The organism is Bradyrhizobium sp. (assembly GCF_036009065.1).
Classification (GTDB): domain Bacteria; phylum Pseudomonadota; class Alphaproteobacteria; order Rhizobiales; family Xanthobacteraceae; genus Bradyrhizobium.
This window is the reverse complement of the sequence record NZ_DASYMN010000307.1, coordinates 18239-41963: the sequence shown is the minus strand read 5'-3', so window position 1 is coordinate 41963 and position 23725 is coordinate 18239. Positions and strand designations below refer to the sequence as shown.

General features: G+C 63.0%; 21 protein-coding genes. 12 read left to right on the top strand and 9 right to left on the bottom strand.

The annotated features are described in order from the left end of the window. Window positions 1–40: 40 nt before the first annotated feature. Together VGP39_RS18915 and VGP39_RS18910 are read left to right on the top strand one after the other, a co-directional pair. Window positions 41–646 carry a nuclear transport factor 2 family protein gene (locus VGP39_RS18915; protein WP_414644727.1) on the top strand — a complete coding sequence of 202 codons (606 nt, stop codon included), beginning with the start codon at window positions 41–43 and terminating at the stop codon, window positions 644–646. A 175-nt stretch (window positions 647–821) separates the two neighbouring features. Beyond that, window positions 822–2375 (top strand): class I adenylate-forming enzyme family protein, encoded by a 1554-nt coding sequence (locus VGP39_RS18910; protein WP_327569627.1) that lies wholly within the window; start codon window positions 822–824, stop codon window positions 2373–2375. Window positions 2376–2510: 135 nt separating this feature from the next. On the opposite strand, the gene VGP39_RS18905 is transcribed toward VGP39_RS18910, so the two are convergent. Together VGP39_RS18905 and VGP39_RS18900 are read right to left on the bottom strand one after the other, a co-directional pair. Further along, a complete protein-coding gene (locus VGP39_RS18905) occupies window positions 2511–2726 on the bottom strand; it encodes a SlyX family protein (RefSeq protein WP_327569626.1) in 216 nt (71 codons plus the stop codon). After that, on the bottom strand, window positions 2719–3471 hold the full coding sequence (locus tag VGP39_RS18900) for a rhodanese-related sulfurtransferase (protein ID WP_327569625.1): 753 nt from the start codon (window positions 3469–3471) through the stop codon (window positions 2719–2721). Before VGP39_RS18900 ends, VGP39_RS18905 begins: the two co-directional genes overlap by 8 nt. Before the next feature lie 244 nt (window positions 3472–3715). Here VGP39_RS18900 and ggt point away from each other — a divergent pair, with 244 nt between their 5' ends. After that, on the top strand, window positions 3716–5302 hold the full coding sequence (gene ggt, locus VGP39_RS18895) for a gamma-glutamyltransferase (RefSeq protein WP_327569624.1): 1587 nt from the start codon (window positions 3716–3718) through the stop codon (window positions 5300–5302). A 129-nt stretch (window positions 5303–5431) separates the two neighbouring features. Continuing rightward, window positions 5432–6433 carry a D-2-hydroxyacid dehydrogenase family protein gene (locus VGP39_RS18890; RefSeq protein ID WP_327569623.1) on the top strand — a complete coding sequence of 334 codons (1002 nt, stop codon included), beginning with the start codon at window positions 5432–5434 and terminating at the stop codon, window positions 6431–6433. 519 nt (window positions 6434–6952) lie between these two features. On the opposite strand, the gene VGP39_RS18885 is transcribed toward VGP39_RS18890, so the two are convergent. Both VGP39_RS18885 and VGP39_RS18880 read right to left on the bottom strand, forming a co-directional pair. Continuing rightward, complete coding sequence (locus tag VGP39_RS18885; RefSeq protein WP_327569622.1) at window positions 6953–7795, bottom strand: alpha/beta fold hydrolase; 843 nt, start codon at window positions 7793–7795, stop codon at window positions 6953–6955. A gap of 12 nt (window positions 7796–7807) precedes the next feature. Next, the gene (locus VGP39_RS18880) at window positions 7808–8734 is read right to left on the bottom strand and encodes a tripartite tricarboxylate transporter substrate binding protein (protein ID WP_327569621.1); all 927 of its coding nucleotides are present in this window, start codon (window positions 8732–8734) and stop codon (window positions 7808–7810) included. A 237-nt stretch (window positions 8735–8971) separates the two neighbouring features. Here VGP39_RS18880 and VGP39_RS18875 point away from each other — a divergent pair, with 237 nt between their 5' ends. Next, window positions 8972–9940, top strand: a complete 969-nt coding sequence (locus VGP39_RS18875) for a LysR family transcriptional regulator (RefSeq protein WP_327569620.1) — start codon at window positions 8972–8974, stop codon at window positions 9938–9940. Window positions 9941–10043: 103 nt separating this feature from the next. Here VGP39_RS18875 and VGP39_RS18870 read toward each other — a convergent pair whose 3' ends face one another. Beyond that, window positions 10044–10259, bottom strand: coding sequence for a CsbD family protein (locus tag VGP39_RS18870; RefSeq protein ID WP_327569619.1), 216 nt, complete (start codon window positions 10257–10259; stop codon window positions 10044–10046). 132 nt (window positions 10260–10391) lie between these two features. Between VGP39_RS18870 and VGP39_RS18865 the strand changes: the two genes are divergently transcribed. After that, entirely contained in the window at window positions 10392–10874 is a 483-nt protein-coding gene (locus VGP39_RS18865; protein WP_327569618.1) for a cupin domain-containing protein, read from the top strand. A 149-nt stretch (window positions 10875–11023) separates the two neighbouring features. Here the strand turns inward: VGP39_RS18865 and VGP39_RS18860 are convergent, their stop codons facing one another. The 3 genes from VGP39_RS18860 to VGP39_RS18850 form a co-directional block, all read right to left on the bottom strand. Beyond that, window positions 11024–11155 carry a hypothetical protein gene (locus VGP39_RS18860; protein WP_327569617.1) on the bottom strand — a complete coding sequence of 44 codons (132 nt, stop codon included), beginning with the start codon at window positions 11153–11155 and terminating at the stop codon, window positions 11024–11026. Further along, on the bottom strand, window positions 11143–12552 hold the full coding sequence (locus VGP39_RS18855; RefSeq protein ID WP_327569616.1) for an amidohydrolase: 1410 nt from the start codon (window positions 12550–12552) through the stop codon (window positions 11143–11145). The genes VGP39_RS18860 and VGP39_RS18855 overlap by 13 nt, the downstream gene beginning before the upstream one ends. Window positions 12553–12685: 133 nt before the next feature. After that, complete coding sequence (locus VGP39_RS18850; RefSeq protein ID WP_327569615.1) at window positions 12686–13894, bottom strand: sulfite oxidase; 1209 nt, start codon at window positions 13892–13894, stop codon at window positions 12686–12688. 117 nt (window positions 13895–14011) lie between these two features. Between VGP39_RS18850 and VGP39_RS18845 the strand changes: the two genes are divergently transcribed. The 3 genes from VGP39_RS18845 (at window position 14012) to VGP39_RS18835 (ending at window position 16870) form a co-directional block, all read left to right on the top strand. Next, window positions 14012–15046 carry an alpha/beta hydrolase gene (locus tag VGP39_RS18845; RefSeq protein WP_327569614.1) on the top strand — a complete coding sequence of 345 codons (1035 nt, stop codon included), beginning with the start codon at window positions 14012–14014 and terminating at the stop codon, window positions 15044–15046. 345 nt (window positions 15047–15391) lie between these two features. Continuing rightward, window positions 15392–15514, top strand: a complete 123-nt coding sequence (locus VGP39_RS18840; RefSeq protein ID WP_327569613.1) for a hypothetical protein — start codon at window positions 15392–15394, stop codon at window positions 15512–15514. A gap of 180 nt (window positions 15515–15694) precedes the next feature. Beyond that, complete coding sequence (locus VGP39_RS18835; RefSeq protein ID WP_327569612.1) at window positions 15695–16870, top strand: CynX/NimT family MFS transporter; 1176 nt, start codon at window positions 15695–15697, stop codon at window positions 16868–16870. A gap of 23 nt (window positions 16871–16893) precedes the next feature. Here VGP39_RS18835 and VGP39_RS18830 read toward each other — a convergent pair whose 3' ends face one another. After that, window positions 16894–17682: a class I SAM-dependent methyltransferase gene (locus VGP39_RS18830; RefSeq protein WP_327569611.1), complete on the bottom strand. Its 789-nt coding sequence runs from the start codon at window positions 17680–17682 to the stop codon at window positions 16894–16896. 119 nt (window positions 17683–17801) lie between these two features. Here VGP39_RS18830 and VGP39_RS18825 point away from each other — a divergent pair, with 119 nt between their 5' ends. The 3 genes from VGP39_RS18825 to VGP39_RS18815 all read left to right on the top strand — a co-directional run bounded on the left by VGP39_RS18825 (window position 17802) and on the right by VGP39_RS18815 (window position 23717). Next, entirely contained in the window at window positions 17802–19130 is a 1329-nt protein-coding gene (locus VGP39_RS18825) for an MFS transporter (RefSeq protein ID WP_327569610.1), read from the top strand. Window positions 19131–19327: 197 nt separating this feature from the next. Then, window positions 19328–20434 carry an efflux RND transporter periplasmic adaptor subunit gene (locus VGP39_RS18820; protein WP_327569609.1) on the top strand — a complete coding sequence of 369 codons (1107 nt, stop codon included), beginning with the start codon at window positions 19328–19330 and terminating at the stop codon, window positions 20432–20434. A gap of 139 nt (window positions 20435–20573) precedes the next feature. Continuing rightward, entirely contained in the window at window positions 20574–23717 is a 3144-nt protein-coding gene (locus VGP39_RS18815; RefSeq protein WP_327569608.1) for an efflux RND transporter permease subunit, read from the top strand. The last annotated feature ends 8 nt before the right edge of the window (window positions 23718–23725 follow it).

Here is a 23725-nt window from a genome sequence, read left to right as displayed (position 1 = left end):
GGGGCCGCACTGAAGCGCTCCCGGAATGACGGAGGATGCAATGGATGGCGAACTACGCGACCGCCTTGCGATTCGCGACCTGATCGAGACCTGGGTGGTGTGGCGCGACGCCGGTGACTGGGAGCGGTTTCGCTCGGTGTGGTTCGACGACGGCCGGATGATGGCGACCTGGACCCAGGGCACCGCCGATGAATTCATCGAGATGAGCAAAGCGGGCTGGGCCAAGGGCGTCTCGATCCTGCATTTTCTCGGCGGCCAATCGATCGATCTTGCCGGACACCGCGCGGTCTCGCAGACCAAGATGACCATCTCGCAACGGGCATCGGTGCATGAGGTTGTCGTCGACGTGGTCTGCACCGGCAGGTTCTACGATTTCCTCGAAAAGCGCGGTGGGCGCTGGGGTTTGGTGCTGCGCCAGCCGATCTACGAAAAGGACCGCATGGATCCGGTCGAGCCGGCGGCGTCGCTGACGCTCGACGCAAAACTGCTGGCGAGCTTTCCGGAAGGCTATCGTCATCTCGCCTACCTGCAGAGCCAGATCGGCTACAGGATAAAGCCTGACATGCCCGGCTTGAAAGGCGAGGCGGTAGAGCGGCTTTACGCCAGCGGCGCGAAGTGGCTCAAGGGTGAGAAGCTGGATCGGTAGTGACTTTCTTACCCTCCCCTGGAGGGGGAGGGTCGGCGCGCATGCGCAATGCGCAATGCGCGACCGGGGTGGGGTGAAGCCGCGGATGAACGCTTCACCCCACCCCGATACGCGTTTCACGCGTGTCGACCCTCCCCTTCCAGGGGAGGGTAAGACTAAAACCGGGAGAGAAACCATGCCGGATTTCATCGCGCTCGATGCGCTGGTTGGACAGACCGCGGTCGACGCGCCGGATCGCGTCGCGGTGATCGACGGCGAGCGCCAACTGAGCTATGGGGGCCTGGACGATCTGGTCGACCGCGCCGCGGCGGCAATGCAGGCCGACGGACTGCAGCCGCGCGACGTTATCTCGATCTGCGCGCTGAGCTCGATCGAATATGCCGCGACCTTTCTCGGCGCGCTGCGGGCGGGCGTCGCGGTGGCGCCTTTGGCGCCGTCCTCGACCCCGCGTGATTTCGCGGCGATGGTAAAGGACTCCGGCGCAAAGATCCTATTCATGGACGAAGCCACCGCGGCGGCGATGGGATCGGCCGCGGCCGCGCCGTTGCGGGTCTCGCTCGACGACGGCGGGTGGGGACGGCCGTTCAGCGCGTGGTGCGCGCAGGCAGGGACAAAGCCAAAGCCGGTGACGGTCGATCCCGACTGGACCTTCAACATCATCTATTCCTCCGGCACCACCGGCGCGCCGAAAGGCATCGTGCATTCGCATTATTTGCGCTGGCGCCAATATGGCCAGCTCGATTCGCTCGACCTCGGTCCCGATGCGGTGATGGTGCTCTCGACGCCGCTTTATTCCAACACCACGCTGGTCTGTTTCAATCCCACTTTTGCCGGCGGCGGAACCGTGGTGCTGATGAAGAAATTCGACGCGCGCGGTTTCCTTGAACTGAGCGAAAAGCATCGCGCCACCCACGCCATGCTGGTGCCGGTACAGTATCGCCGCATCATGGCGCTGCCCGACTTCGGGCGTTTCGATCTGTCGTCGTATCGGATGAAATTCTGCACCTCGGCGCCGTTCGCCGCGAATTTGAAGGCCGATATTCTGAAGCGCTGGCCCGGCGGCTTGACGGAATTTTACGGCATGACCGAGGGCGGCGGCTCCTGCGTGCTGCTGGCGCACGAGCATCCAGACAAGCTGCACACCGTGGGCCAGCCAATGCCCGATCACGAAATGCGGCTGATCGACGACGACGGCAGGCCGGTCGCGGTGGGCGAAATCGGTGAAATCGTCGGCCATTCGTCGGCGGTCATGCAGGGCTATCTCAACCAGCCGGGCAAGACCGTCGAAACCTTCTGGCACGATGAAACCGGAAAACGCTTCGTCCGCACCGGCGATATCGGGCGCTTTGACGCCGACGGCTTTCTCACGCTGATGGACCGCAAGAAAGATATGATCATTTCCGGCGGCTTTAACATCTATCCGAGCGACCTCGAGGCGGAATTGACCACACACGGCGATGTCATGGAGGCCGCCGTGGTCGGCATGCCCTCGGAGCAATGGGGCGAGACGCCGGTGGCGTTCGTGGTGCTGAAATCGCAGGCGTCGGTCGACGCGGCTGCACTGAAATCGTGGACCAACGGCCGCGTCGGCAAGACCCAGCGGCTCGCCGATGTCGCGATCGTGGACATCTTGCCGCGCAGCGCCATCGGCAAGGTGCTGAAGCGCGAGCTCAGGGACCGGAGATTGGCGCAGCAAACTTCGCTTGCCACAAACCAGCCGTCATCCTGAGGAGCCGCACGTTCGCGCGGCGTCTCGAAGGACGGCCGCGAGCGCTTGTTGTCCATCCTTCGAGGCTCGCCCAAGAGGGCGAGCACCTCAGGATGACGGCGGTGATTGTGGCGGGCATTTCAGCCCGCTCCGCTCTCAATAATGCGGCGGCAGTTCGTTTGCCGCACCGGGCGCATTCGCTTCAGCCTCGCGAAGCCGTTCGCTCAAGGCCTCGACCTGCCGCGTCAGCGCGTCGATCTGTTGCCATTGCGCGGTGATGGTCTTGTTCAGCGTCTCGATGGTCTCGTCCTGGAACGTCAGCCGGGTCTCCAGCAGGTCGATGCGCTCGCTGAGTGTTTTTGTGTCACTCATCGGATGCAGTTTCCGTTTCCCGCTCGCGCAGGCCATGGCCGAGCGCGATGCGCTCGTCGAATACAAAACATTCGCCGCGCCAACGGCTCTGGCTCTCCGGCACGGCTTCCAGATATTTCAGGATGCCGCCCTTGAGGTGATAGACTTCAGCAAAGCCGCGCGACAACAGGTATGCGCTGGCCTTTTCGCAGCGGATGCCGCCGGTGCAGAACATCGCGATCTTCCGATGTTTTTGCGGATCGAGCGTTCGCGCTACGAACTGCTTGAACTGCCCAAAACTCCTGATGCCGGGATCGACCGCACCGGCAAAACTGCCCATCGCCACTTCGAAGGCGTTGCGGGTGTCGATCACCAGCGTATCGGGCGCCGCAATCAGCTTGTTCCAGTTGGCGGCGTCGACATAGATGCCGGCCGCTCTGGTCGGATCGGTCTCGCTGTCGCCGAGGGTGACGATTTCCTTCTTCAGCCGGATTTTCAGCCGCGCAAACGGCACCGCGGACGCGCGGGAGAATTTCAGCTCGAGATTGTCGAGCCGGCCTCCGAACAGCGCGCCATCGCGCAATTGCGCGAGCATCGCGCCGATCGCATCGTGACTGCCGGCCAGCGTGCCGTTGATGCCCTCATGCGCCAGCAGCACGCTGCCTTTCAACGACAGGTCGGCGCATATCGCGCGCAACGGCTCGCGCAGCTCCCGGAAATCCGGCAGCGCGGCGAACTGGTAGAAGGCGGCGACGGTGATCGGCATGCCGGTGGTTTATCCCAAGGGCACGCGCGGGAAAAGCCTGTAGCCCGGATGGAGCGGAAGCGCAATCCGGGGACCTCGTCGCGGCTACATCCCCGGATTGCGCTTCGCTCATCCGGGCTACGCGACGTCGCATAGGCGCCAGCCATCCCCAAGCATTGCCCTCGCGCGGCTGAAATGTCATGTAGACGCGCGCCGCGCGGCGGCGGCTGACGCCACCAACAACCAATAAAGTGAGCCATCTTACATGAGGAATTTCCATCTCCCCGGCCGGTCCACCGTGCACGCCCAGAACGCGATGGTGGCAACGTCGCATCCGCTGGCGGCGCTCACCGCGATCGAGGTCATGAAATCCGGCGGCACCGCCGCGGACGCCGCGGTGGCGGCCTGCGCGCTGCTCGGGGTGATCGAGCCGCAGTCCACCGGCATCGGCGGTGATTGTTTTGCGCTGATCCAGCCGAGGGGCGAGGGCAAGATCGTCTCCTATAACGGCTCGGGCCGTGCGCCAAAGGCGGCAACGGCAGAGTGGTACATCGAGCACAAGATGCTCGCGATCCCGACCACCGGCGCGCATTCGGTCACCGTGCCCGGCGCGATCGACGCCTGGGAAACCATTTTACGCGATCACGGCAAGCTCGGCCTCGCCATCCTGCTGCAGCCGGCAATCAGGGCCGCCGAGGAAGGCTACATCGTCGCACCCCGCATCGCGTTCGACTGGAACAATGCCCTGGAGAAACTGCGCGGCGGCACCAACACCCCGCGTTATCTGCTGCCGCACGGCAACGCGCCGGTCGCCGGCGACGTGATCAAGCAGCCGGAGCTGGGCCAGACCTTGCGCACGATCGCAAAGCAGGGCCGCGATGGCTTCTACAAGGGCGCGGTCGCCGAAGACATCGTCGAAACGCTGCGCGGCCTCGGCGGCTTGCACACGCTGGAAGACTTTGCCGCGCACACGACCGAGACCACCACGCCGATCGGCACCCTGTACAAAGGCCACGACGTCTGGCAGTGCCCGCCGAACGGCCCAGGCATCACCATGCTGGTGATGCTGAATATCCTGTCGAATTTCGATTTGACGAAATATCCGCCTGTCAGCATCGAGCGGTTTCATCTTGAGGCCGAAGCCGCGCGCATCGCCTACCTGATGCGCGAGCAGGATATCGGCGACCCCGCCTATGTCGATGTCGACGTCAAGCGCATCCTGTCGAAGGAGTTCGCCGAAGGATACGCGAAGAAAATCCGGATGGACCGGCTGCTCGAATTGCCAAAGGTGTCGCCGCCGATCAATCCGTCGACGGTATACATCACGGTGATCGACAGGGACCGCAACGTCTGCTCCTTCATCAACTCGATCGCGCACTCGTTCGGCTCGGCGGTGGTCTCCAACAAGAGCGGCGTGCTGCTGCAGAACCGGGGCGCCGGCTTCCGGGTGCAGCCCGGCCATCCCAACTGCATTCAGCCTGGCAAGCGGCCGCTGCACACGATCATTCCGAGCCTCACCACCATCAATGGCCGCGCGAACATGTCGTTCGGGGTGATGGGCGGACAGTACCAGCCGGTCGGCCAGACCCGGCTGCTCACCAACATGCTCGATTACGGTCTCGACGTGCAGGAAGCGATGGATCAGCCGCGCGGCCTGCATTACGAAGGCGTGTATCAGCTCGAGGACGGCGTGCCGAAAGACATTGTCGAGGGCCTGAAGAAGATCGGCCACCAGACCACCGGCATTGTCGCACCCCTCGGCGGCGCCCAGGCGATCTGGATCGACTGGGACAAGGGCACGCTCACCGGCGGCTCCGAACCGCGCAAGGACGGCTGCGCGCTGGGGTATTGAGGCGAGTTCCGTAACTGGCAATCGAGTTGGTCATGGCCGGGCTTGACCCGGCCATCCACGTCTTGCCAGCGGCGATGTTGTAAAGACGTGGATGCCCGGCACTAGGCCGGGCATGATGTGGAGGGGCCCATGAACATCTCCATCCTCGACGATTATTTCGACACGCTGCGCACGCTCGACTGCTTTGCCAAGCTGAATGGACACGAGGTCACGATCCATAACGATCATGTTCAGGACGTCGACGCGCTGGCGGAGCGATTGCACGACACCGAGGCGCTGGTGCTGATCCGCGAGCGCACCCAGATTCGCGCGCCGCTGCTGGAACGCCTGCCGAACCTGAAACTGATCAGCCAGCGCAGCGTCTATCCGCATATCGACATCGAGGCTTGCACGCGGCTCGGCATCATCGTCTCGTCGAGCCAGCATGCGGGGACGCCGTCCTACGCCGCGGCCGAACTGACCTGGGGACTGGTGCTGGCTGCGATGCGGCAAATTCCGCAGCAGATGGCGGCGCTGAAAGCGGGCCGCTGGCAGCTCGGCGTCGGCCATACCCTGCGCGACAAGACGCTCGGCATCTACGGCTACGGCCGGATCGGCGTCGTCGTCGCCGGATATGGCAAGGCGTTCGGCATGAACGTGCTGGTATGGGCGCGCGAGACGGCATTGGCGCGGGCGCGTGCCGACGGCTACGAGGCCGCCGCCAGCAAGCAGGAATTCTTCGAACGGTGCGACGTGCTGTCGTTGCACATGCGCCTGGTCGAGGCGACACGCGGCATCGTCACGGCGGATGATCTGGCGCGGATGAAGCCGACGGCGCTGCTGGTCAACACCAGCCGCGCGCCGCTGATCGCGGCGGGCGCGCTGGTCGATGCATTGCGCGCGGGACGGCCGGGCATGGCCGCGGTAGACGTCTACGAGAAGGAGCCGCTGCGCGACACCGACGACCCGCTGCTGACCATGGCCAACGTGGTCTGCACCCCGCACATCGGCTACGTAACGCGAGACGAGTACGAAATCCAGTTCACCGATATTTTCGACCAGATCGTTGCATATGCGGCGGGCACGCCGAGCAACGTGGTCAATGCGGATGCGATCGACTCCGCAAGGCAGCGCGAGAAGCGCCAGCCTTGAGCCTGATGAATTTAGGTTGAAGTGGCTCTTCTCACCTCTTCCCGGAGGGGAGAGGTCGAAGCCGGAGCGCAGCGCAGGCTTCGGGTGAGGGGACTCTCCACGCAACTGGGACTCGCGGAAAATCCCCTCACCCGACGCGCATCTGACGATGCGCGTCGACCTCTCCCCTGCGGGGAGAGGTGAGCTGAGCGTCGTGGCGATTTGACTTGGAACCGGTTGCGCCCAGCCTTGAGCCGGCTTGCAGGCGGCCCCTGTCAAGCATTTAGGATGCTTGCGGAAGCTTTCGTCGCCGCCGGGCGCCCCTGCCGGCTGATGGCGGCCGGGTTTTGTCGGACGTTTGCGCAGCGGCGGCGAGACGTTCCAGAACGACCAAGAGAGCCTGTTCGACTTTCGGATCCGCAATCTGGAGAAGAGCCGTCACCATACGAAGGTGACGGCGGATCTTTACAGAGTCGCCGTCCAGGTAGAGAAACGGCAGCTCGGAAGTTTTTTTGGTCATGGGACTGGGCATGGTGACTCCTATTCGTGACAGACAGCACCGTCGTGTAATGACGAAAAATTCAGAATTTGCTTGGCGCATGCGGCGGGCTGCAGCATCCCGAGCATTTGATAGGGCGTGTTCATGTGCGACACATGCACGGACCTGACGTTCTGGCGAAGCGCCGCCTCCTGTTCGGCGGAGGCGATGTTGCCGCCGCTTGGGTACAGCGCGAGCACGGGTGCTGCTATCCGTTCGAGATAGGGCCGCGCGTCGACCGCGGCGGCAAAGTTGACCATTGCCGCGACAACCTCGACATCGGCCTTGCCGACTTCGCTGGCGTACCATTCCATGAAGGCGGGATCGAAATCGGCGGGAAAGCGGGCGAGGCTGTTCGACTTGCGCGCCCAGCCTTCGACGCCCAGCGTTCGGATCGCCGCCTCCCAGCTCGGAAATCCCACCGCATAGGCCTTGCGTATCCATTCGTTGGCCCATACGGCGGGCGCGATGACGGAGAGCGTGCGCACGCGATCCGGCCGCTCCGCCGCGAAGATCAGGGTGATTGCGCCCCCGATCGATTCCCCGACGAGGTGAAACGTCTTCGCGCCGGCATGGTCCGCAACGCTCTCCAGATCGCCGATATACGCAGCCATGGAAATGGACGCGGCCGGATCGGCCAACGGCACCGATCTGCCCAGTCCCCGCAGATCGGGACAGATCACGCGATAAAACCGCGAAAGATACGGAACAATGTTGAACCAAAACTCGCCGGAGCGTGCGAAGCCGTGAACCAGCATGATGATGTCGGCGCTGCGCCAGCGATCGGTGTAGTCGTGCACCGTGTAGTGTAACGTGGCGCCATCAACCGAGCTGACGAACGGCATGCGGGCTCCGGATCAATTTTGCTTCAATTGAAGCTGCTTTGCGAGGCGCTCCATTTGGGCGTATTCGTCTCGCACATATTTGGCCGCCTCATCCGGGCTTATGTTCCATATCTCTTCGCCGCGCCTCTCCGCGATCGTTTTGAATTCCGGATTCATGGCGGCATCGGAGAAGGCGGCGCGCAACTTTTCGAGCCGATCCGCCGGTATGTCACGCGGCGCGATGATGCCGCGCCATAACAGGGTCTGCGCCCGTGACAGATCGATGTCCGCCAGGCTCTGAACGTCGGGCAACGCTGCGTATCTTCGCGCCGAGGTTACCAGCAGGCACTTCGCCTTTCCCTCCACGACGAAGGGCAGGATCGTGGCGATAGCGCCGCCGTAGATGTCGATGGTGCCGGATATGAAGGCGGTTACCGTCTGGTCCGCTCCCGAATAGGGAATGAGGCGCTGACGCACGCCGGCGGCCTCGAAAATCCGTGCGGTTGCGAACTGGACGAAACCGCCCACGCCGTCGGATCCATAGGTGTATTTGTCGGGGTTGTTCCGCAGTTCTGTCAGAAACTCGGCGGCGTTTTTCGCAGGGAAACCGGGTTGGACGCATAACACGCCCGGCGCTTCCGTGGTCATGGTGACGATCTGATAGTCGGCCGGCGTATAGCTCGGCGTGGCCACATGGGGCGCCATGGTGATCGGCCCGCTCCACACCCCGCCGATGGTGTAGCCGTCATTGGAGGCGCGAGCCACGCTGCCGACGCCGATGGTGCCGCTGGCGCCGGGCCTGTTGAGGATAACGATGGGCTGGCCCAGCAGGGGGGCTGCGAACTTGGCCAGCGCGCGCATGATGGTGTCGGTGCTACTGCCTGGCCCGGCGGGAATCACCATTTGAATCGGCCGCTCGGGGTAGGTCTCGGCATGCGCCGATGCCAGGGGCCCCATCATCAGAACAAAAGCTGCAGCCGCTGCGGTCGTAAAAAAGCCATTGAATTTGCTAAAGATTGTTGCCCTGAAGCCCGACGACATCTGGTATCTTCTCCCCCGCGGCATACGAAATGCTGCAAAATCGGCTACCGTTTATTTTGGCCGATAGCAACGCAGGGTTTCGTCGGCGGTAAATAGTGATCTGCAATAGACATTTCTGTCTAATGAGTTATTGGAAATCCAGTATAAGATTTCCAAATGACCGACCTTCCGCAGCCCCAGGCTTTGCGCTGCTTCGTCACGGTGGCCCGTGAGGGCAGCGTTTCGCGCGCGGCAACGTCATTGCATCTCAGCCAGCCGGCGGTCAGCCTGCAACTGAAAGGCCTCGAAGAAAGCGCGGGGCTTTTGCTGTTCAACCGCACGCCCGGCGGTCTCACATTGACCGAAGCCGGCACCGCTCTGCTGCCTCACGCCCAAAATGCGCTTTCGGGTCTGTCGGGTTTTAGGGCCGCCGCGGCGTCCCTCAAGGACGTTTTGCGCGAAACACTTCGCGTCGGCACCGTTGTCGACCCCGAATTCACCCGCCTCGGGATTTTTATCAAGGAACTGACGGCTTCGTCGCCGCGGGTCGAAGTCTTTCTTCGCCACGGCATGACCGACGAAGTGCTGGCGCAGATCGGCAGGGGCGAACTCGATGTCGGATTCTACATCGACGCGGCACCTGAGCGATCTATATCCGCCCAAATCTTGCCTGAGCGCGAAAGCGAGTCCGGCAAATTCACATTCGCGCCGTTGATGTGCTTTACCTATCATGTCATCGCTCCTCTTGCATGGAACGAGAAGGTCATGGGCAAAGGTTGGCGCGACCTCGTCAACCTGCCGTGGCTGGCGACGCCTTCTCCTTCGGCGCATCGGCGTATGCTCGATGATATTTTCCGTCCTTTCGGGATCATGCCGAAACGCGTTGCACAGACCGATCAGGAGGAGACGATGATCGACTTCGTTGAATCCGGCATAGGCTTGAGCCTTGCACGCAAGTCCACTCTGAACCGCAGGGATCGCAAGCGCAATTTCGTTATTGCCGATAGCGTGTCGATTACCTGCGATCTCAGTCTGGCCTGTCTGGCGTCGCGACGCCACGAGCCCATCATCGTCCGTGCTTTTTCTGCCATGAAGCGGGCATGGCATGATCTTGAGCCGCCCCTTCCGTCACGCCCTGCTCAATAATTATCCCCGCTATTCAGCGGTGGAACCCAATCGCATTGCGTCGCAAAAAAGACCGGCCGCGAGGGGCCGGTCTCTCGACGTCGATACGATCGATCTCGATCGATCAAAGCTTCTTGTTGGCCGCGGCGGCAGCCTTGTTGACGGCGTCCTTGGTGGCTTCCTTGGCGTCGCCGAGGACTTGCTGGCCCTTGCCCTTCACTTCCTGGACGGCGCCTTCGCCCTGCAGCCGGTCGGAACCGACGGCTTCGCCGACGCCCTGCTTGGCCTTGCCCATGGCTTCATTGGTGGCGCCTTTAATTTTGTCTGCCGTGCTACCCATGGAACTCTCCTTGTCCGGTGATTAAGCTTCGACGGGACAAGTCCCCGTCGGGTCAAATGTTCCTCGGCTGTCTGGTTTGTGACCCCGGTTTTCTGTACCTTTCGCCGGCAACGATTTCCGAAAAGGCACATCATGACCGGCACGCACGATCACGCACACGACCGCTGGAAGCATGACGGCGTGCGCGTCATTCCCGGCGACCAGCTCGATCCCAACGTGCCCTCGACGCCGGGCATGGACCGCAAGGCCGCGATCAATTTCGCCCGCGCCGGCGCGCAGAAATTGTGGGCCGGCACCGTGACCATCAAGCCCGACGCCAAGACCGGCGCACATCACCACGGCCATCTCGAAAGCATCATCTATGTGGTGAAGGGCAAGGCGCGAATGCGCTGGGGCGAGCATCTGCAATTCACCGCCGAAGCCAACCCCGGCGATTTCATCTTCATTCCGCCTTACGTGCCGCATCAGGAAATCAACGCCAGCCCTGACGAAGTGCTGGAATGCGTGCTGGTGCGCAGCGACGGCCAGGCGGTCGCGATCAATCTCGACATCGAGCCGGTGGAAAAGCCGGAGACCGTGCCGTGGGTCGACCCGGTGCATCCGGCGCCGAAATAGCCCGGACGCAACGCAGCGCGAAGCTCTTCGCGGCGTGGTGCGCAAAGCCGGAGGTCACTTCACGCTCGGACTACCGATAGACCGTAACCCCTCGCCCGACTCGCATCTGACGATGCGAGTCGACCTCTCCCTGCGGGAGAGGTGAAGGTTCACGCAAACATCGAATGATCGACGCTTCCGTTCGGCACCACATAGCCATAACGTGTGTTCGACGGCTCCGGTCCCGCCTTCTCGTACTCCGCCTTCATCAGGGCGAAGCGGTCGCCCTTCAGTTCCAGCATCGCGCGCTTGGGCTGAATGTTGTAGAGCCGCGCATTGTTGTCGCCGAAGATCGCGGTCTTGACCGGCCCGTCGGCGGCGCCCAGTGGGGCATAGCCGTATTTCTTTTGCATCGCTTCCGGGATTTCCAGCCGGCGCAGGCCTTCGATTTGCCATTGCGGCGCGCGCCGGTCCACAGCGCGTCGGTGCCCCAGCAGACGTGATCGGCGCCTAGCCCCTTGATCAGCGTGCCCATCAGGGCCGCGCAGACATTCGGTTCGGCCACCAGCGTGGTCGCGAACAGCTGCCCGACGTCACCATAGACATTGCTGACGCCGTATTGCGCGGGGATGTCGGCGAGATCGCTGACCCAGGAGATGCGCCCGGTGCGTTCGAATTCAGCCAGCGCCTGTTTCGGATCGCCGCCGACATGGCGATAGGCCGAGTGATAGACGACAAAATTGAGCTGCGGCCAGTCCTTGGCCGCCTGCCCCACGTCGGCGACGTCGGCAAAACCGCGGAGGTTGGGATACTGCTTTTCGATTCCCGGCGCGAACAGGCCCTTGTGGACGCAGACATTCTTGATGCCGGCCGCGACCATCTTCTCATAGCCTTTGTAAGCCACCTTCTCGTCATCCATCCGCCAGGGATAGCGGCTGATGTCCTTGTGAGTGTTGTCGCCGACGGTGTAGCCCTTGCAGGATTCAGGTTTGAGCGCGAGCCCGGCGTCGAGTTTCTCCAGCCATCCCGGTTGCCCCGGCGTGAAGATCATGTGCGAAAACACCCGGCGCGAACCTGCTTCGTCGTTAATGCTCTTGCGCGCGGCTGCCATCTGCTCGTTGGTCAGGAACCAGTCCTGCTCGATGTCTGACGGCGCCGACGAGATCAGCGAGATCTTGGTGTCGCTGTCCAGGAACATCTCTTTTTTGTAGTTGTTGAATTTCAGATCCTCGATGGTCTGCTCGCGGCTGCCGAGCTCCTTGTTCCAGCCGGCCTTGCCCACGGCGGTACGCATATTGACGAAAGTCATGATGCGGGTGTCGTCGCGCAGGAAATGCGTATGCATATCCATGATGAACTGGTCTTTCAGCGCGCTGGCGCGCTCCTGCGCCATCGCGGGCGTGGCGGCTTCCGCCTTGCTCACGTCGAACAGCGGCCCATAAACCTCATTCATCGCCACAAAGGATGCGGCCATGCCGGCGGCGGTCTGGAAGAATTTGCGGCGGTCCATGCCCTGCTTAGCCCCGAGATCGTCGGCCATCGCCAGCAGCCGGTTCTCGACTTCTCGTTGTCTTTCGTTCTGCGGATCGGGATAGAATTCGTCCGACGCCACGATCTGGGTCGGGATCGGGGTCTGGTACTGGCAGAGTTCGGACGGCATCAGTGCGGCAAGTTCTTCGTCGGTCAGTTGGCTGCTCATGATGGGTTCCTCCCTGGCGTCGCCGGATTTTTTCCGGTCGGCTGGCTGGTGCCGCCAAGACTAGACCCGCGGTTGTCCGGAGTCAGCGGTCCTTTTTCGAAAAGCGTGCTTCCCCGTCAAGAGAAGCCGGCAATCAGACGACGCGTCCACGCACCCGTCGTGCGACGTTGTTGCAATAGCCGATCGGATTTCCGGCGCGGCTCCGCGAGGTCAGCGGCTGCTCGCTATCCTGGTCATGGGCGCGGACAATGATTTCAACCGGTCCCGGCGCCAGTTCGGCAAATTCGATGTCAAAGCGCCGCCAGGCGAACCGGCCGGCCGGCGCTTCGCCGAGGACAGCCTCACGCCATGAAGCGCCGCCGTCGACCGAAACGCCTACCTTTCCTATTCCCGATCGTCCGCTCCAGGCATAACCGCCGACGCCGAGCGGTTGTCCGGTCCGGGTTGCGAAGCCATTGGCCGGCCGCGTGATCACGCAATTCACCGGCATCTCCTCGATTACCTCGCCGTCGATGCGGTATTCCTCCATCAGCCGGCCGTCGTGCACCCGGTCGCGAATCTCGATGCGGTCGATCCACTTCTGCCAGGCCGAACCCGGATATCCCGGCGCCACCAGCCGCAGCGGGCCGCCATGAATGGCTGGAATGTCCTCGCCGTTCATGGCCCACGCCACCAGCGTGTCGGGATGCAAGGCCTTGGCGATGGGCAGGCCTCGCGACAACGCCGGGCTCGTGCCGCCAAGTGCAAGGTCGGCGCTGTGGTGGCCGGTATAGACAGCGCCGGCCTTGACCCCGCTTCGTTGCAGCAGTGCGGCGAGCGGCACACCGGTCCATTCGATGCAGCCGACCGCGCCGTCCGCCCACATCACCGTGCCGGCAAACCACGGCCACTTCTTCCACCGCGGCCGAAAGCTGCGCGCGAATTGATACGGTTTTGCGAACGGGATGCGCGAGATCATGCCGTCGAGCGCCATCGCCTTTGCGTCGAGAAAATTGATCAACCGGTTGCAGGGGAAATAGGCTCTGCCGTTGCCGGCGCATTCCAGCACCGCAATGACATTGCGCGAACCGACCGCTTTCAATTCATCGATGGTCCAGCGTTGCGGCCGCTCGACCTCGCCGTCGATGGTCAAGGTCCAGTTCTCGATTTCGGCCCTCGAAAACGCCGGCATCCTTCCGGTGTTGCGCACGAACAGCAGATCGATCGGTGTGATGCGTTGGTCGAGCAGTTCTGCGGGAGTTTCGGAATTGAGTTCCCGCGTAGGAAGAACGCGTAAATTCGCCTTGATCTCTCGCGAAAGGGAAAATTGCTCCCGCCATCCCATCTGGTCGTCTGCTGCCATGGCATCCAGTTAATTGCGCAGCGCTGCCGCCGTCAACGCCCGGCCCATCGTCTCGCAATCGGGATGCCGGTCTGCTACGCTTGTCGCGAGCAACAATCTGCAATCGAGGAGAGGAAAATGACCCATCTCGATCACAAACTCGCCCGGCGTACGCTGCTCAAAGGTGCAAGCCTTGGTGTCGGCGCCGGCGTTGTCGCAGCGTTGGGTGCGGGCTCGGGGCAAGCCGCCCCCGCGCAGCCTTCGGAAGGCGGTGAAATCTGGAGCAGCGAATACTGGGCCAAGAAAGGCGACGTGCCGTTGTGGATGTATCGCAAGCGGCTCAGCGCGCCGGTGATGGGCGAGCCGCCGCTGCCGGTGCTGTTCTTCGTGCACGGCTCGTCGGTGACCTCGCGGGTGTTCGATCTCGACGTCCCCGACCATGGCGAATATTCGGTCATGAACGAGTTCGCCCGCCATGGGTTTGATTGCTGGACCATGGACCACGAAAATTACGGCAAGTCGGGACGCACCTCCGGCAATTCCGACATCGCCAGCGGCGTCGAGGACCTGAAAGCCGCCGCCGAGATCGTTACCCGCGAGACCGGCCAGCAGAAATTCCATTTCCTCGGTGAATCCTCCGGCGCGTTGCGTGCCGGCGCCTATGCCATGGTGGCGCCGGAGCGCTGCGACCGGCTGGTATTCGCGGCGTTCACTTACAAGGGCGAGGGCTCGCCGACATTGACAAAACGCGCCGAGCAGCTCGCCTATTTCCGCTCGCACAACATGCGCAAGCGCGACCGCGAGATGATCCGTTCCATCGCGACGCGCGACAAACCGGGCACCAGCAACCCCGCCGCGGTCGAAGCGCTGGCCGATGCCGAGATGCAGTTCGGCGACCAGATTCCGACCGGCACTTATCTCGACATGACCGCCAATTTGCCGGTGGTGCATCCGGAAAAAGTGCTGTCCCCGGTGCTGCTGGTGCGCGGCGAATATGACGGCATCGCCACCGTCGCCGATCTCGAGGAATTTTATAACGCGCTGCCCAACGGCGACCGCCAGTTCGTCATCCTGCCCGGCACCGCGCACTCGCTGGCGCTCGCGACCAACCGGCATCTGTTCTGGCACGTCACCCGCGCCTTCCTCACCATGCCGCCGCCGATCGCGACGTGATGGTCTGAACCAGACTTCGTCATGCCCGGCCTTGTGCCGGGCATCCACGTCTTAGGGCCTCGCAGCATGAAGACGTGGATGGCCGGGACGAGCCCTACTGGATTCACACATCTGCCGCCAAGCAACCCCGCCGTCATCCTGAGGCGCTCGCCGTCTTCGGCGAGCCTCGAAGGATGGCCACAAGTGCCTGCGGCCATCCTTCGAGACGCCGCGCAAGCGCGCGGCTCCTCAGGATGACGGTGAAATGTGTGTGGTTTCGGAAAAAGACTCGTCTTTCTGGCGTGGACCTGCGGGTCAAATCGATCCTTGCAAAGATGTGTGCATACAGTAGGGACGAGCCTGACCATGCGGCGTAAAAAAATCATCAACCGGAATGTCGGAACCGCAACGTGCCGTTCGATGATGCAGATGGTCAAGCTCGATATCGCCACTTTGAAGAAAGCCTATGAAGGCAAATCGGCCGCGTGATGTCGGTTGCCGACTGGCAGGCAAGCGGCGTGAATAATCGAAAAATTCCACTCCTGATTGTGCCACCACCGGTAATTGAAAATACATTCAAAGCAGCTTAGTCTGAATCGCCAGAGAGTTTGCCCGTCGCTGCACCTGCACCGACCGATCGATCAAACGGCGCTCGGCGGAGGAGACTTGATGCAGCGACGTTGGTTGGTCCTCGCAATCCTGTTCCTTGCGCGGATGTGTTTGGCGTACCAGTTTCAGACCATTGCGGCGATCACGCCGGTGCTGCGAACCGAGCTTGGCCTCGACCTAGGCGATGCCGGATTGCTGATCGGCCTCTATGCGCTGCCGGGGGTGATCCTGCCCTTGGCCGGGGGCGCGATCGGTCACGTCGCCGGCGACAGGTTCGCGGTGACGCTCGGTTTCATTCTCGCCATCGTCGGCGGACTGGTCCCGATACTGATTCCCGGCTGGACTGCGCTGATCGCCGGCCGGCTGCTGGCCGGCGCCGGCGGTGTCATCGTCAGCGTCATCATGACCAAGATGGTGGCGGACTGGTTTGCCGATGCCGAGATCGCCGGCGCGATGGCGGTCTTTGTCAATTGCTGGCCGGCGGGCATCATCCTCGCGCTGTTTACGTTGCCGACGGTGGCGGCGACATGGGGCGGCCATGCCGCCCTCATCGTCTCGGCCGCCGTCGTCGCCTGCGGCCTAGCGCTGTTCCTCGGGTTCTACGGCGCGATGCAGACCGATGCCGCTGCCGCGAACGGCGCGGCAAGACCGCGCGTGACCATGCCGCGTAGCGTTATTGTTTCGCTGGTTGCTGCGGGGCTGACCTGGGGGTTCTACAACGTCGCGTCCACCATCACATTTTCGTTTGGCGTCACGCTGCTCACCGAGCGCAGCTATTCGGCAGCGTCCGCCGCTTCGACCGTCACGCTGGTGCTGTTCCTGTCGATGGTGTCGGTGCCCTTGGGCGGATTTCTCGCCGACCGGCTCGGCAGCGCCAATCTCATCCTCACGCTGGGCTCGGCGGTGTTCGCCGCCTTGCTGGTCGCCGCCGGCCATTTTATGGAAAGCGCGCTGATCTTCGCGGCGATCGGCCTGATCGGCGGCATCCCCGCCGGCGTGATCATGAAGCTGCCGGCGCGGGTCTTGCTCCCCGAGCAGCGCGCCATCGGCATGGGAATTTTCTACACCATCCATTATGGCGGGCTGGTGCTGGGAACGGCCGTCGGCGGCGAACTCGCGGACCGCTGGGGCACTTCGAGCGCCGCGTTCTATTTCGCCGCCGTGCTGGTAGCGGCGTGTCCGCTGCTGGTGCTGGCGGTAAGGCAGAGCCCTGTCAGTACGCCGCCGCGTGCATAGGCTCGCCTTGGTGACGGTCCAGTCTAAGCCGGGGCGCGGCCCAGAATCGCGTTGGCGCGGGCGCCGAGGGTGACGGGCTTGCCCTGATCCGCGCCGAGCTGCGTGCGAACGCTTTCTTTCAGATGTTCGAGCTGGTCCGGCGGCATCGTTGCGACGGTTGCCTTGATGCTTGCCCCGAGCAGCGCCGCGCCCCAGAAGTCGTCGAAATCGGCAAACGTCCGTTGCACGGTGATCTCGCGCGTCTCGATGCGCTCGAGGCCCGCGCCGCTCCACAGCGTGCGCAGGTTTTCCATGCGCGAGGCAGCGGCGCTCGGCGGCCGGATCGGCGGAAGTCCCATGGCGCGCATCTCGGCGAGCAGCGGCTCGTTCGGAAATCCGCCGTTCTCGATGTCCCAGGCATAGCTTGCGATCAGTCCGCCAGGGCGAACCACGCGCGCCATCTCGGCGACGCCGGCCGGCGGCTCGGGAACGAAGAAGATCACCAGCGCCATCACGGCCGCATCGAAACTGCGGTCGTCAAACGGAAGCGCCATCGCGTTGCCCTGGCGGAACCGCGCGATATCAGCGCTGTGACGCGAGCGTGCAAAGGCAAGCTGCGCCTCGGATGGATCGACGCCCTGGATTTCCGCCGGCGCGCAGCGCTCGGCCAGCAGTTCGGTGAATGCGCCGTTGCCGCAACCGACGTCGACCCAGCGCAAGCCGGAGGGCGGCTTCAGCCAGTCGAGGAACACCTCGCCCGCGAGCCGGCTCCATTTGCCCATCATCCGCTCGTAGCCGGCGCCATCGTCGAAGCGGATTTGCGGGTCAGCCATGGAGTGTCTTTCGTTTGCGGAATGCGGCTCTGCGCAATCTGTATGACGGTGTCGCGGCGAAAATTGCTAACAGCACATGCCAATAGCAACATCCAGAAGTCAAATCGGGAAGCACACTGATGCCGATCACCGCCGCAACCGCCGCAACGTCAGCGAAATCCGCGCTCGAAACCTCCACCATCCGCGCGATCTCCTGGCGGCTCATTCCGTTTCTGATGCTGGCGTATTTCTTTTCGTACCTCGACCGCGTCAATCTCGGCTTTGCGGCGCTGACCATGAATGCGGAGCTGAAATTTTCGCCGATCGTGTTCGCCTGGGGCGCGGGGATCTTCTTCATCGGCTATTTCATCTTCGAGGTGCCGAGCAACCTGGCGCTGGAGAAATTCGGCGCCAGCCGCTGGATCGCGCGCATCATGGTGACCTGGGGCATTATCTCCGCGCTGATGGCGACGGTGTCGGGCGAATGGAGTTTTTATATCCTGCGCTTCCTGCTCGGCGTCGCGGAGGCCGGATTCTTTCCCGGGATCATCCTGTATCTGACCTACTGGTATCCGGCCGAATATCGCGCGCGCTTTATCGCCGCCTTTGCCATCGCCGTTCCCATCTCCACCGTGATCGGCGCGCCGATCTCGGGGCTGCTGCTCGGGCTCGACGGCATGATGGGCCTGAAAGGCTGGCAGTGGCTGTTCATCATCGAGGGCGTCCCTTCCGTGGCTCTCGGCATCGTCACCTGGTTCTATCTCACCGACCGGCCGGAGAAGGCGGACTGGCTCTCGGCCGGGCAGAAGGCCTGGCTATCGTCGCGTCTTGCCGCTGAGAACGCCGCCAAGCAGAAAGCGGTGCACCTGACGCTGGGGCAGGCGCTAACCTCGCCGAAAGTCATCACGCTGAGCCTGATCTATTTCGGCTTCGTCGGCGCGCTCTACGGCATGCAGTTCTGGCTGCCGCAAATCGTCAAGGCCTTTGGCTTCTCCAACGTGCAGACCGGGTTCGTCACCGCGATCCCGTATCTGTTCGGAACGGTTGCGATGATGCTGTGGGCGCGGCATTCCGATGCCACGCGCGAACGGGTCTGGCATGTCGCGCTCGGGCTGTTCGTCACCGCGATCGGTCTCGGCATCTCCGGCCTCGTGACCGATCCGACCGTGACGATGATCGCGCTCATCGTCGCGGCGATCGGCATCTTCTGCACCTTCGGCACGTTCTGGACGCTGCCGACCGCGTGGCTGTCCGGCACCGCGGCCGCTGGCGCCATCGCGCTGATCAATTCGATCGGCAATCTCGCCGGGTTCGGCGGACCATACCTGATCGGCTGGGTCAAGGAAGCCACGGGAAACACCTCGACGGGGTTGCTGGTGCTGGCGGTGCTGCCGCTGATCGGCGGGCTGCTGGTGTTTTTGGGCGGGCACGCGACCAAGGCTGAATTTGCGGGGCAGGCGACGAAGTAGCCCCGTCATTCCGGGGCGCGCGTTTTCGCGCGAACCCGGAATCCAGAATCAGGCGCTGTGGCTGGTTTCCGGGTTCGCGGCCCACGGCGCACGCCCGAAATTACAAACTGTTCACAAAATCCTGATCACTGACGAATGTTGACAATCGTCAGTAAATAATCCACAGTCTCCCTCAGGTTCATCGAGGGAAGCCCATCATGTTCGCCCATTCGATTTTTTCTAATTATTACAAGCTCCTAACCGGTGCGAGTATCGCGCTGCTGGCGGTTGCGCTGGTTGGCTGCAATGAAAAGGTGGCCGAGAAATCGGCGCCCGGCCGGCCGGTTCTGGTCGCCACCGTCCATTATGAGGCCGAATCTCCCGAGCGCAGTTTCGTCGGCACCATCAGGCCCCGGATCGAAACCGACATGGGCTTTCGGGTGCCCGGCAAGGTTGCAAAGCGCCTGGTCGAGGTCGGCCAGACCGTCGATGTCGGCCAGCCGCTGGCGACCCTGGATGAAGTCGATCTGAAGCTGCAGGCCGAGCAGGCCGACGCCGAATTTTCCGCCGCCACCGGCGTGCTGGCGCAGGCCGCTGCCTCCGAGACGCGCGCCAGGGACTTGCGTGTCAAAGGCTGGACCACCGACGCGCAGATGGACCAGGCGAGGGCCGCCGCCGATGAAGCCCGCGCGCGGCTCAATCGCGCCGAACGCTCGGTTGGCCTGACCAAGAACAGCTTGTCCTACGCCACGCTGGTCGCCGATACCCGCGGCGTCGTCACCTCTACCCTGATCGATGCCGGACAAGTGGTCGCGTCCGGGCAGACCGCCATCCGCGTCGCGCGCTTCGCCGAGAAAGAGGCCGTGGTCGCGATACCCGAAACTCTGGTCGGACGCGCGAAGGACGGTACGGCCTCGGTGACGCTGTGGTCCGAGCCGAACAGGAAATACCCCGCAAAACTGCGCGAGATCGCGCCCACTGCCGACCCCGCGACGCGCACTTATCTCGCAAAATTCTCGCTGCCCGATGCCGGCGACAAGGTGTCGCTCGGCATGACGGCGACCCTGACGCTGGCCGATCCGGCCACCGAGCGCGTCGCGCGGGTACCGCTGTCGGCGCTGTTTTCACAAGGCGGCCATCCCTCGCTCTATATCGTCGATGCATCGGGCGACGTGACGCTAAAGCCGGTCGCCGTGAAATCCTATGAGAGCAACGACGTCGTCATATCCGGCGGCGTTAACGAGGGCGCAAAGGTCGTCGTGCTCGGCGTGCAGAAACTCGATCCGGCCCAGAAGGTGCGGGTCGTGTCGTCGCTTTCATTTTGAAATTACTCCGTCGTTGCGAGCCAGCGGGTCGCGCAAATGCGCGCCCGATGTGTGAAGCAATCCAGAGGCCGGGTACGGACTGGATTGCTTCGTCGCAAGAGCTCCTCGCAATGACGAAAACAAGGGTAGGAGAGTTACGATGAAACGCTTCAATCTTTCCGCCTGGGCGGTCAGCCATCCTGCGTTGATCCTGTTCCTGGTTGTTGCGCTCGGCGCCGCCGGTTTCTTCTCCTACCAGCGGCTCGGCCGCGCCGAGGATCCGTTCTTCACTGTCAAGGTCGTCAACGTCTCGGCGATCTGGCCGGGTGCGACGGCGTCCGAAATGCAGACCCAGGTCGCCGATCCGATTGAGAAGAAACTGCAGGAGCTGCCAGGCTTCGAGAAGGTGCAGACCTATTCGAAACCGGCCTTCACGGCGATGCAGGTCACCTTCAGGGATTCGACCTCGCCGAAAGACGTGCCGTATCTTTTTTATCTGTTGCGTAAAAAGCTCGCCGACGTGCAGGGCCAGTTGCCGGCAGGCCTGCTCGGCCCCGTCGTCAACGATGAATTCTCCGACGTCGATTCGATCCTCTATATGATGACCGGCGACGGCGCCGATTACGCGCAGTTGAAAAAGACCGCCGAAGGCCTGCGCCAAAAACTGCTGAAAGTGCCTGGAGTCACCAAGGTCGACCTCTACGGCGCCCAGGACGAACGCATCTTCGTCGAGTTCTCGCATGCAAAACTGGCGACCTTGGGCATCACGCCGCAGACGCTGTTCGATTCGCTCGCCAAGCAGAACAATGTCGTGCCGGCCGGCACGGTGGAAACCTCGTCGCAACGCGTGCCGCTGCGCGTCACTGGTGCGCTCGACGGCGCCAAGGCGGTCGCCGAAACACCGGTCGAGAGCAATGGCCGGGTGTTTCGTTTGGGCGATATCGCCACCGTCACGCACGGCTATGTCGATCCGCCGACCTTCAAGGTGCGCCAGGAAGGCAAGCCCGCGCTCGGCGTCGGCGTGGTCACCGCCAAGGGCGTCAACATCATCGAACTCGGCCAGGACGTGCAGAAGGCCACCAATGAATTCATGGCCGCGGTGCCGCAGGGCATCAGCGTCGAGCAGATTGCCGACCAGCCAAAAGTGGTCGAGCACGCCGTCGGCGAATTCGTGCATTCCTTCATCGAAGCGCTGGCGATCGTGCTGTTCGTGTCGTTCGTGGCGTTGGGCTGGCGCACCGGAATCGTGGTGGCGCTGTCGGTGCCGCTGGTGCTGGCGATCGTCTTCATCGTGATGAATGCGATGTCGCTGGACCTGCATCGCATCACGCTCGGTGCATTGATCATCGCGCTCGGGCTGCTGGTCGACGACGCCATCATCGCGGTCGAGATGATGGTGGTGAAGATGGAGCAGGGCTGGGACCGCGCCCGCGCGGCGGCTTTCGCCTGGGAATCCACGGCGTTTCCGATGCTGACCGGCACGCTGGTCACCGCGGCGGGATTTTTGCCGATCGGCTTTGCCAACTCGGCGGTCGGCGAATATGCCGGCGGCATTTTCTGGATCGTCGCGATCGCGCTGGTCGCCTCCTGGTTTGTCGCGGTGATCTTCACGCCCTATATCGGCGTCAAGCTGCTGCCGAACATCACCGTTCACCACAACCACGATCCGCACGCGGTCTACGAGACGCGGGTGTATCGAATCCTGCGCAGCATGATCGCGTGGTGCGTCGAGCATCGCATCAAGGTGGTTGCTGCGACGGTCGGTATCTTCGCGCTCTCCATCGTCGGTTTCGGTCATGTGCAGCAGCAGTTCTTCCCGCTCTCCGAGCGCCCCGAGCTGTTCCTGCAGCTGCGTCTGCCCGAAGGCACCGCCTTCAACGTCACCGAAAAGGCCGTGAAGAAGGCGGAAGCCTTGCTCAAGGACGACGGCGACCTTGTGACCTACACCGCCTATGTCGGTCAGGGCTCGCCGCGGTTCTGGCTCGGCCTCAATCCGCAACTGCCGAACGAGGCCTTCGCCGAGATCGTCATCGTTGCGAAGAACGTCGAAGCGCGCGAGCGCATCAAGGCGCGGATCGAAAACGCGGTCGATGACGGAAGCTTAAGCGAAGCGCGCGTCCGCGTCGATCGCTTCAATTTCGGCCCGCCGGTCGGCTTCCCGCTCCAGTTCCGCGTGATCGGCCCGGACCCCAACACCGTGCGCGAGATCGCCTATAAGGTCCGCGACGTGGTTCGGCAAAACCCGAACGTCAAGGATCCGCAGCTCGACTGGAACGAACAGTCGCCGTATCTGAAGCTGGTGGTCGATCAGGACCGCGCCCGCGCGCTCGGCCTCACCCCGCAGGACGTCTCGCAAGCCTTGAGCATGCTGATATCAGGCGCGCCCGTGACGACCGTGCGCGACGGCATCGAGAAGGTCGGCGTGGTCGCCCGCGCGGTGCCTTCCGAGCGGCTTGATCTCGGCCGCGTCGGCGATCTCACCGTCACCTCGCGCAACGGCGTCGCGGTGCCGCTGACCCAGATCGCCAAAATCGAATACGCCCACGAGGAACCGATCCTGTGGCGGCGCAACCGCGACATGGCGATCACCGTCCGCAGCGACGTGGTCGACGGCGTGCAGCCGCCTGATGTCACCAACCAGATCTGGCCGAAACTGCAGGAAATCCGCGCCAGCCTGCAGCCGGCCTATCGCATCGAGGCCGGCGGCGCGTTCGAGGAATCCGCCAAGGGCAACGCCTCGATCTTCGTGCTGTTTCCGTTGATGGTCATCGTCATGCTGACGCTGCTGATGATGCAGCTGCAAAGTTTTTCACGATTGCTGCTGGTGTTCCTGACGGCGCCGCTCGGCATCATCGGCGCGTCGCTGGCCCTGAACGTCGCCAACCAGCCGTTCGGTTTCGTGGCGCTGCTCGGCCTGATCGCGCTGGCCGGCATGATCATGCGCAACGCGGTGATCCTGGTGGACCAGATCGAGACCGACGTGGCCGCCGGCCTGACCCGCAAGGAGGCGATCGTGGAAGCGACCGTCCGCCGCGCCCGCCCGGTAGTGCTCACCGCGCTGGCGGCGATCCTGGCGATGATTCCGCTGTCGCGCTCGGCGTTCTGGGGTCCGATGGCGATCACCATCATGGGCGGGCTGTTCGTCGCGACCTTCCTGACCCTGCTGTATCTGCCGGGCCTCTATGCGCTCTGGTTCCGCAAAAGCCTTGAAGAAACCGGCGGCCGTAAACATGTTGACCTTGCGCCGCAGCATCATGGCGAATCGCAACAGCCTGCATTTCCGCTTGCCGAGGCAGCGGAATAATTGAACAG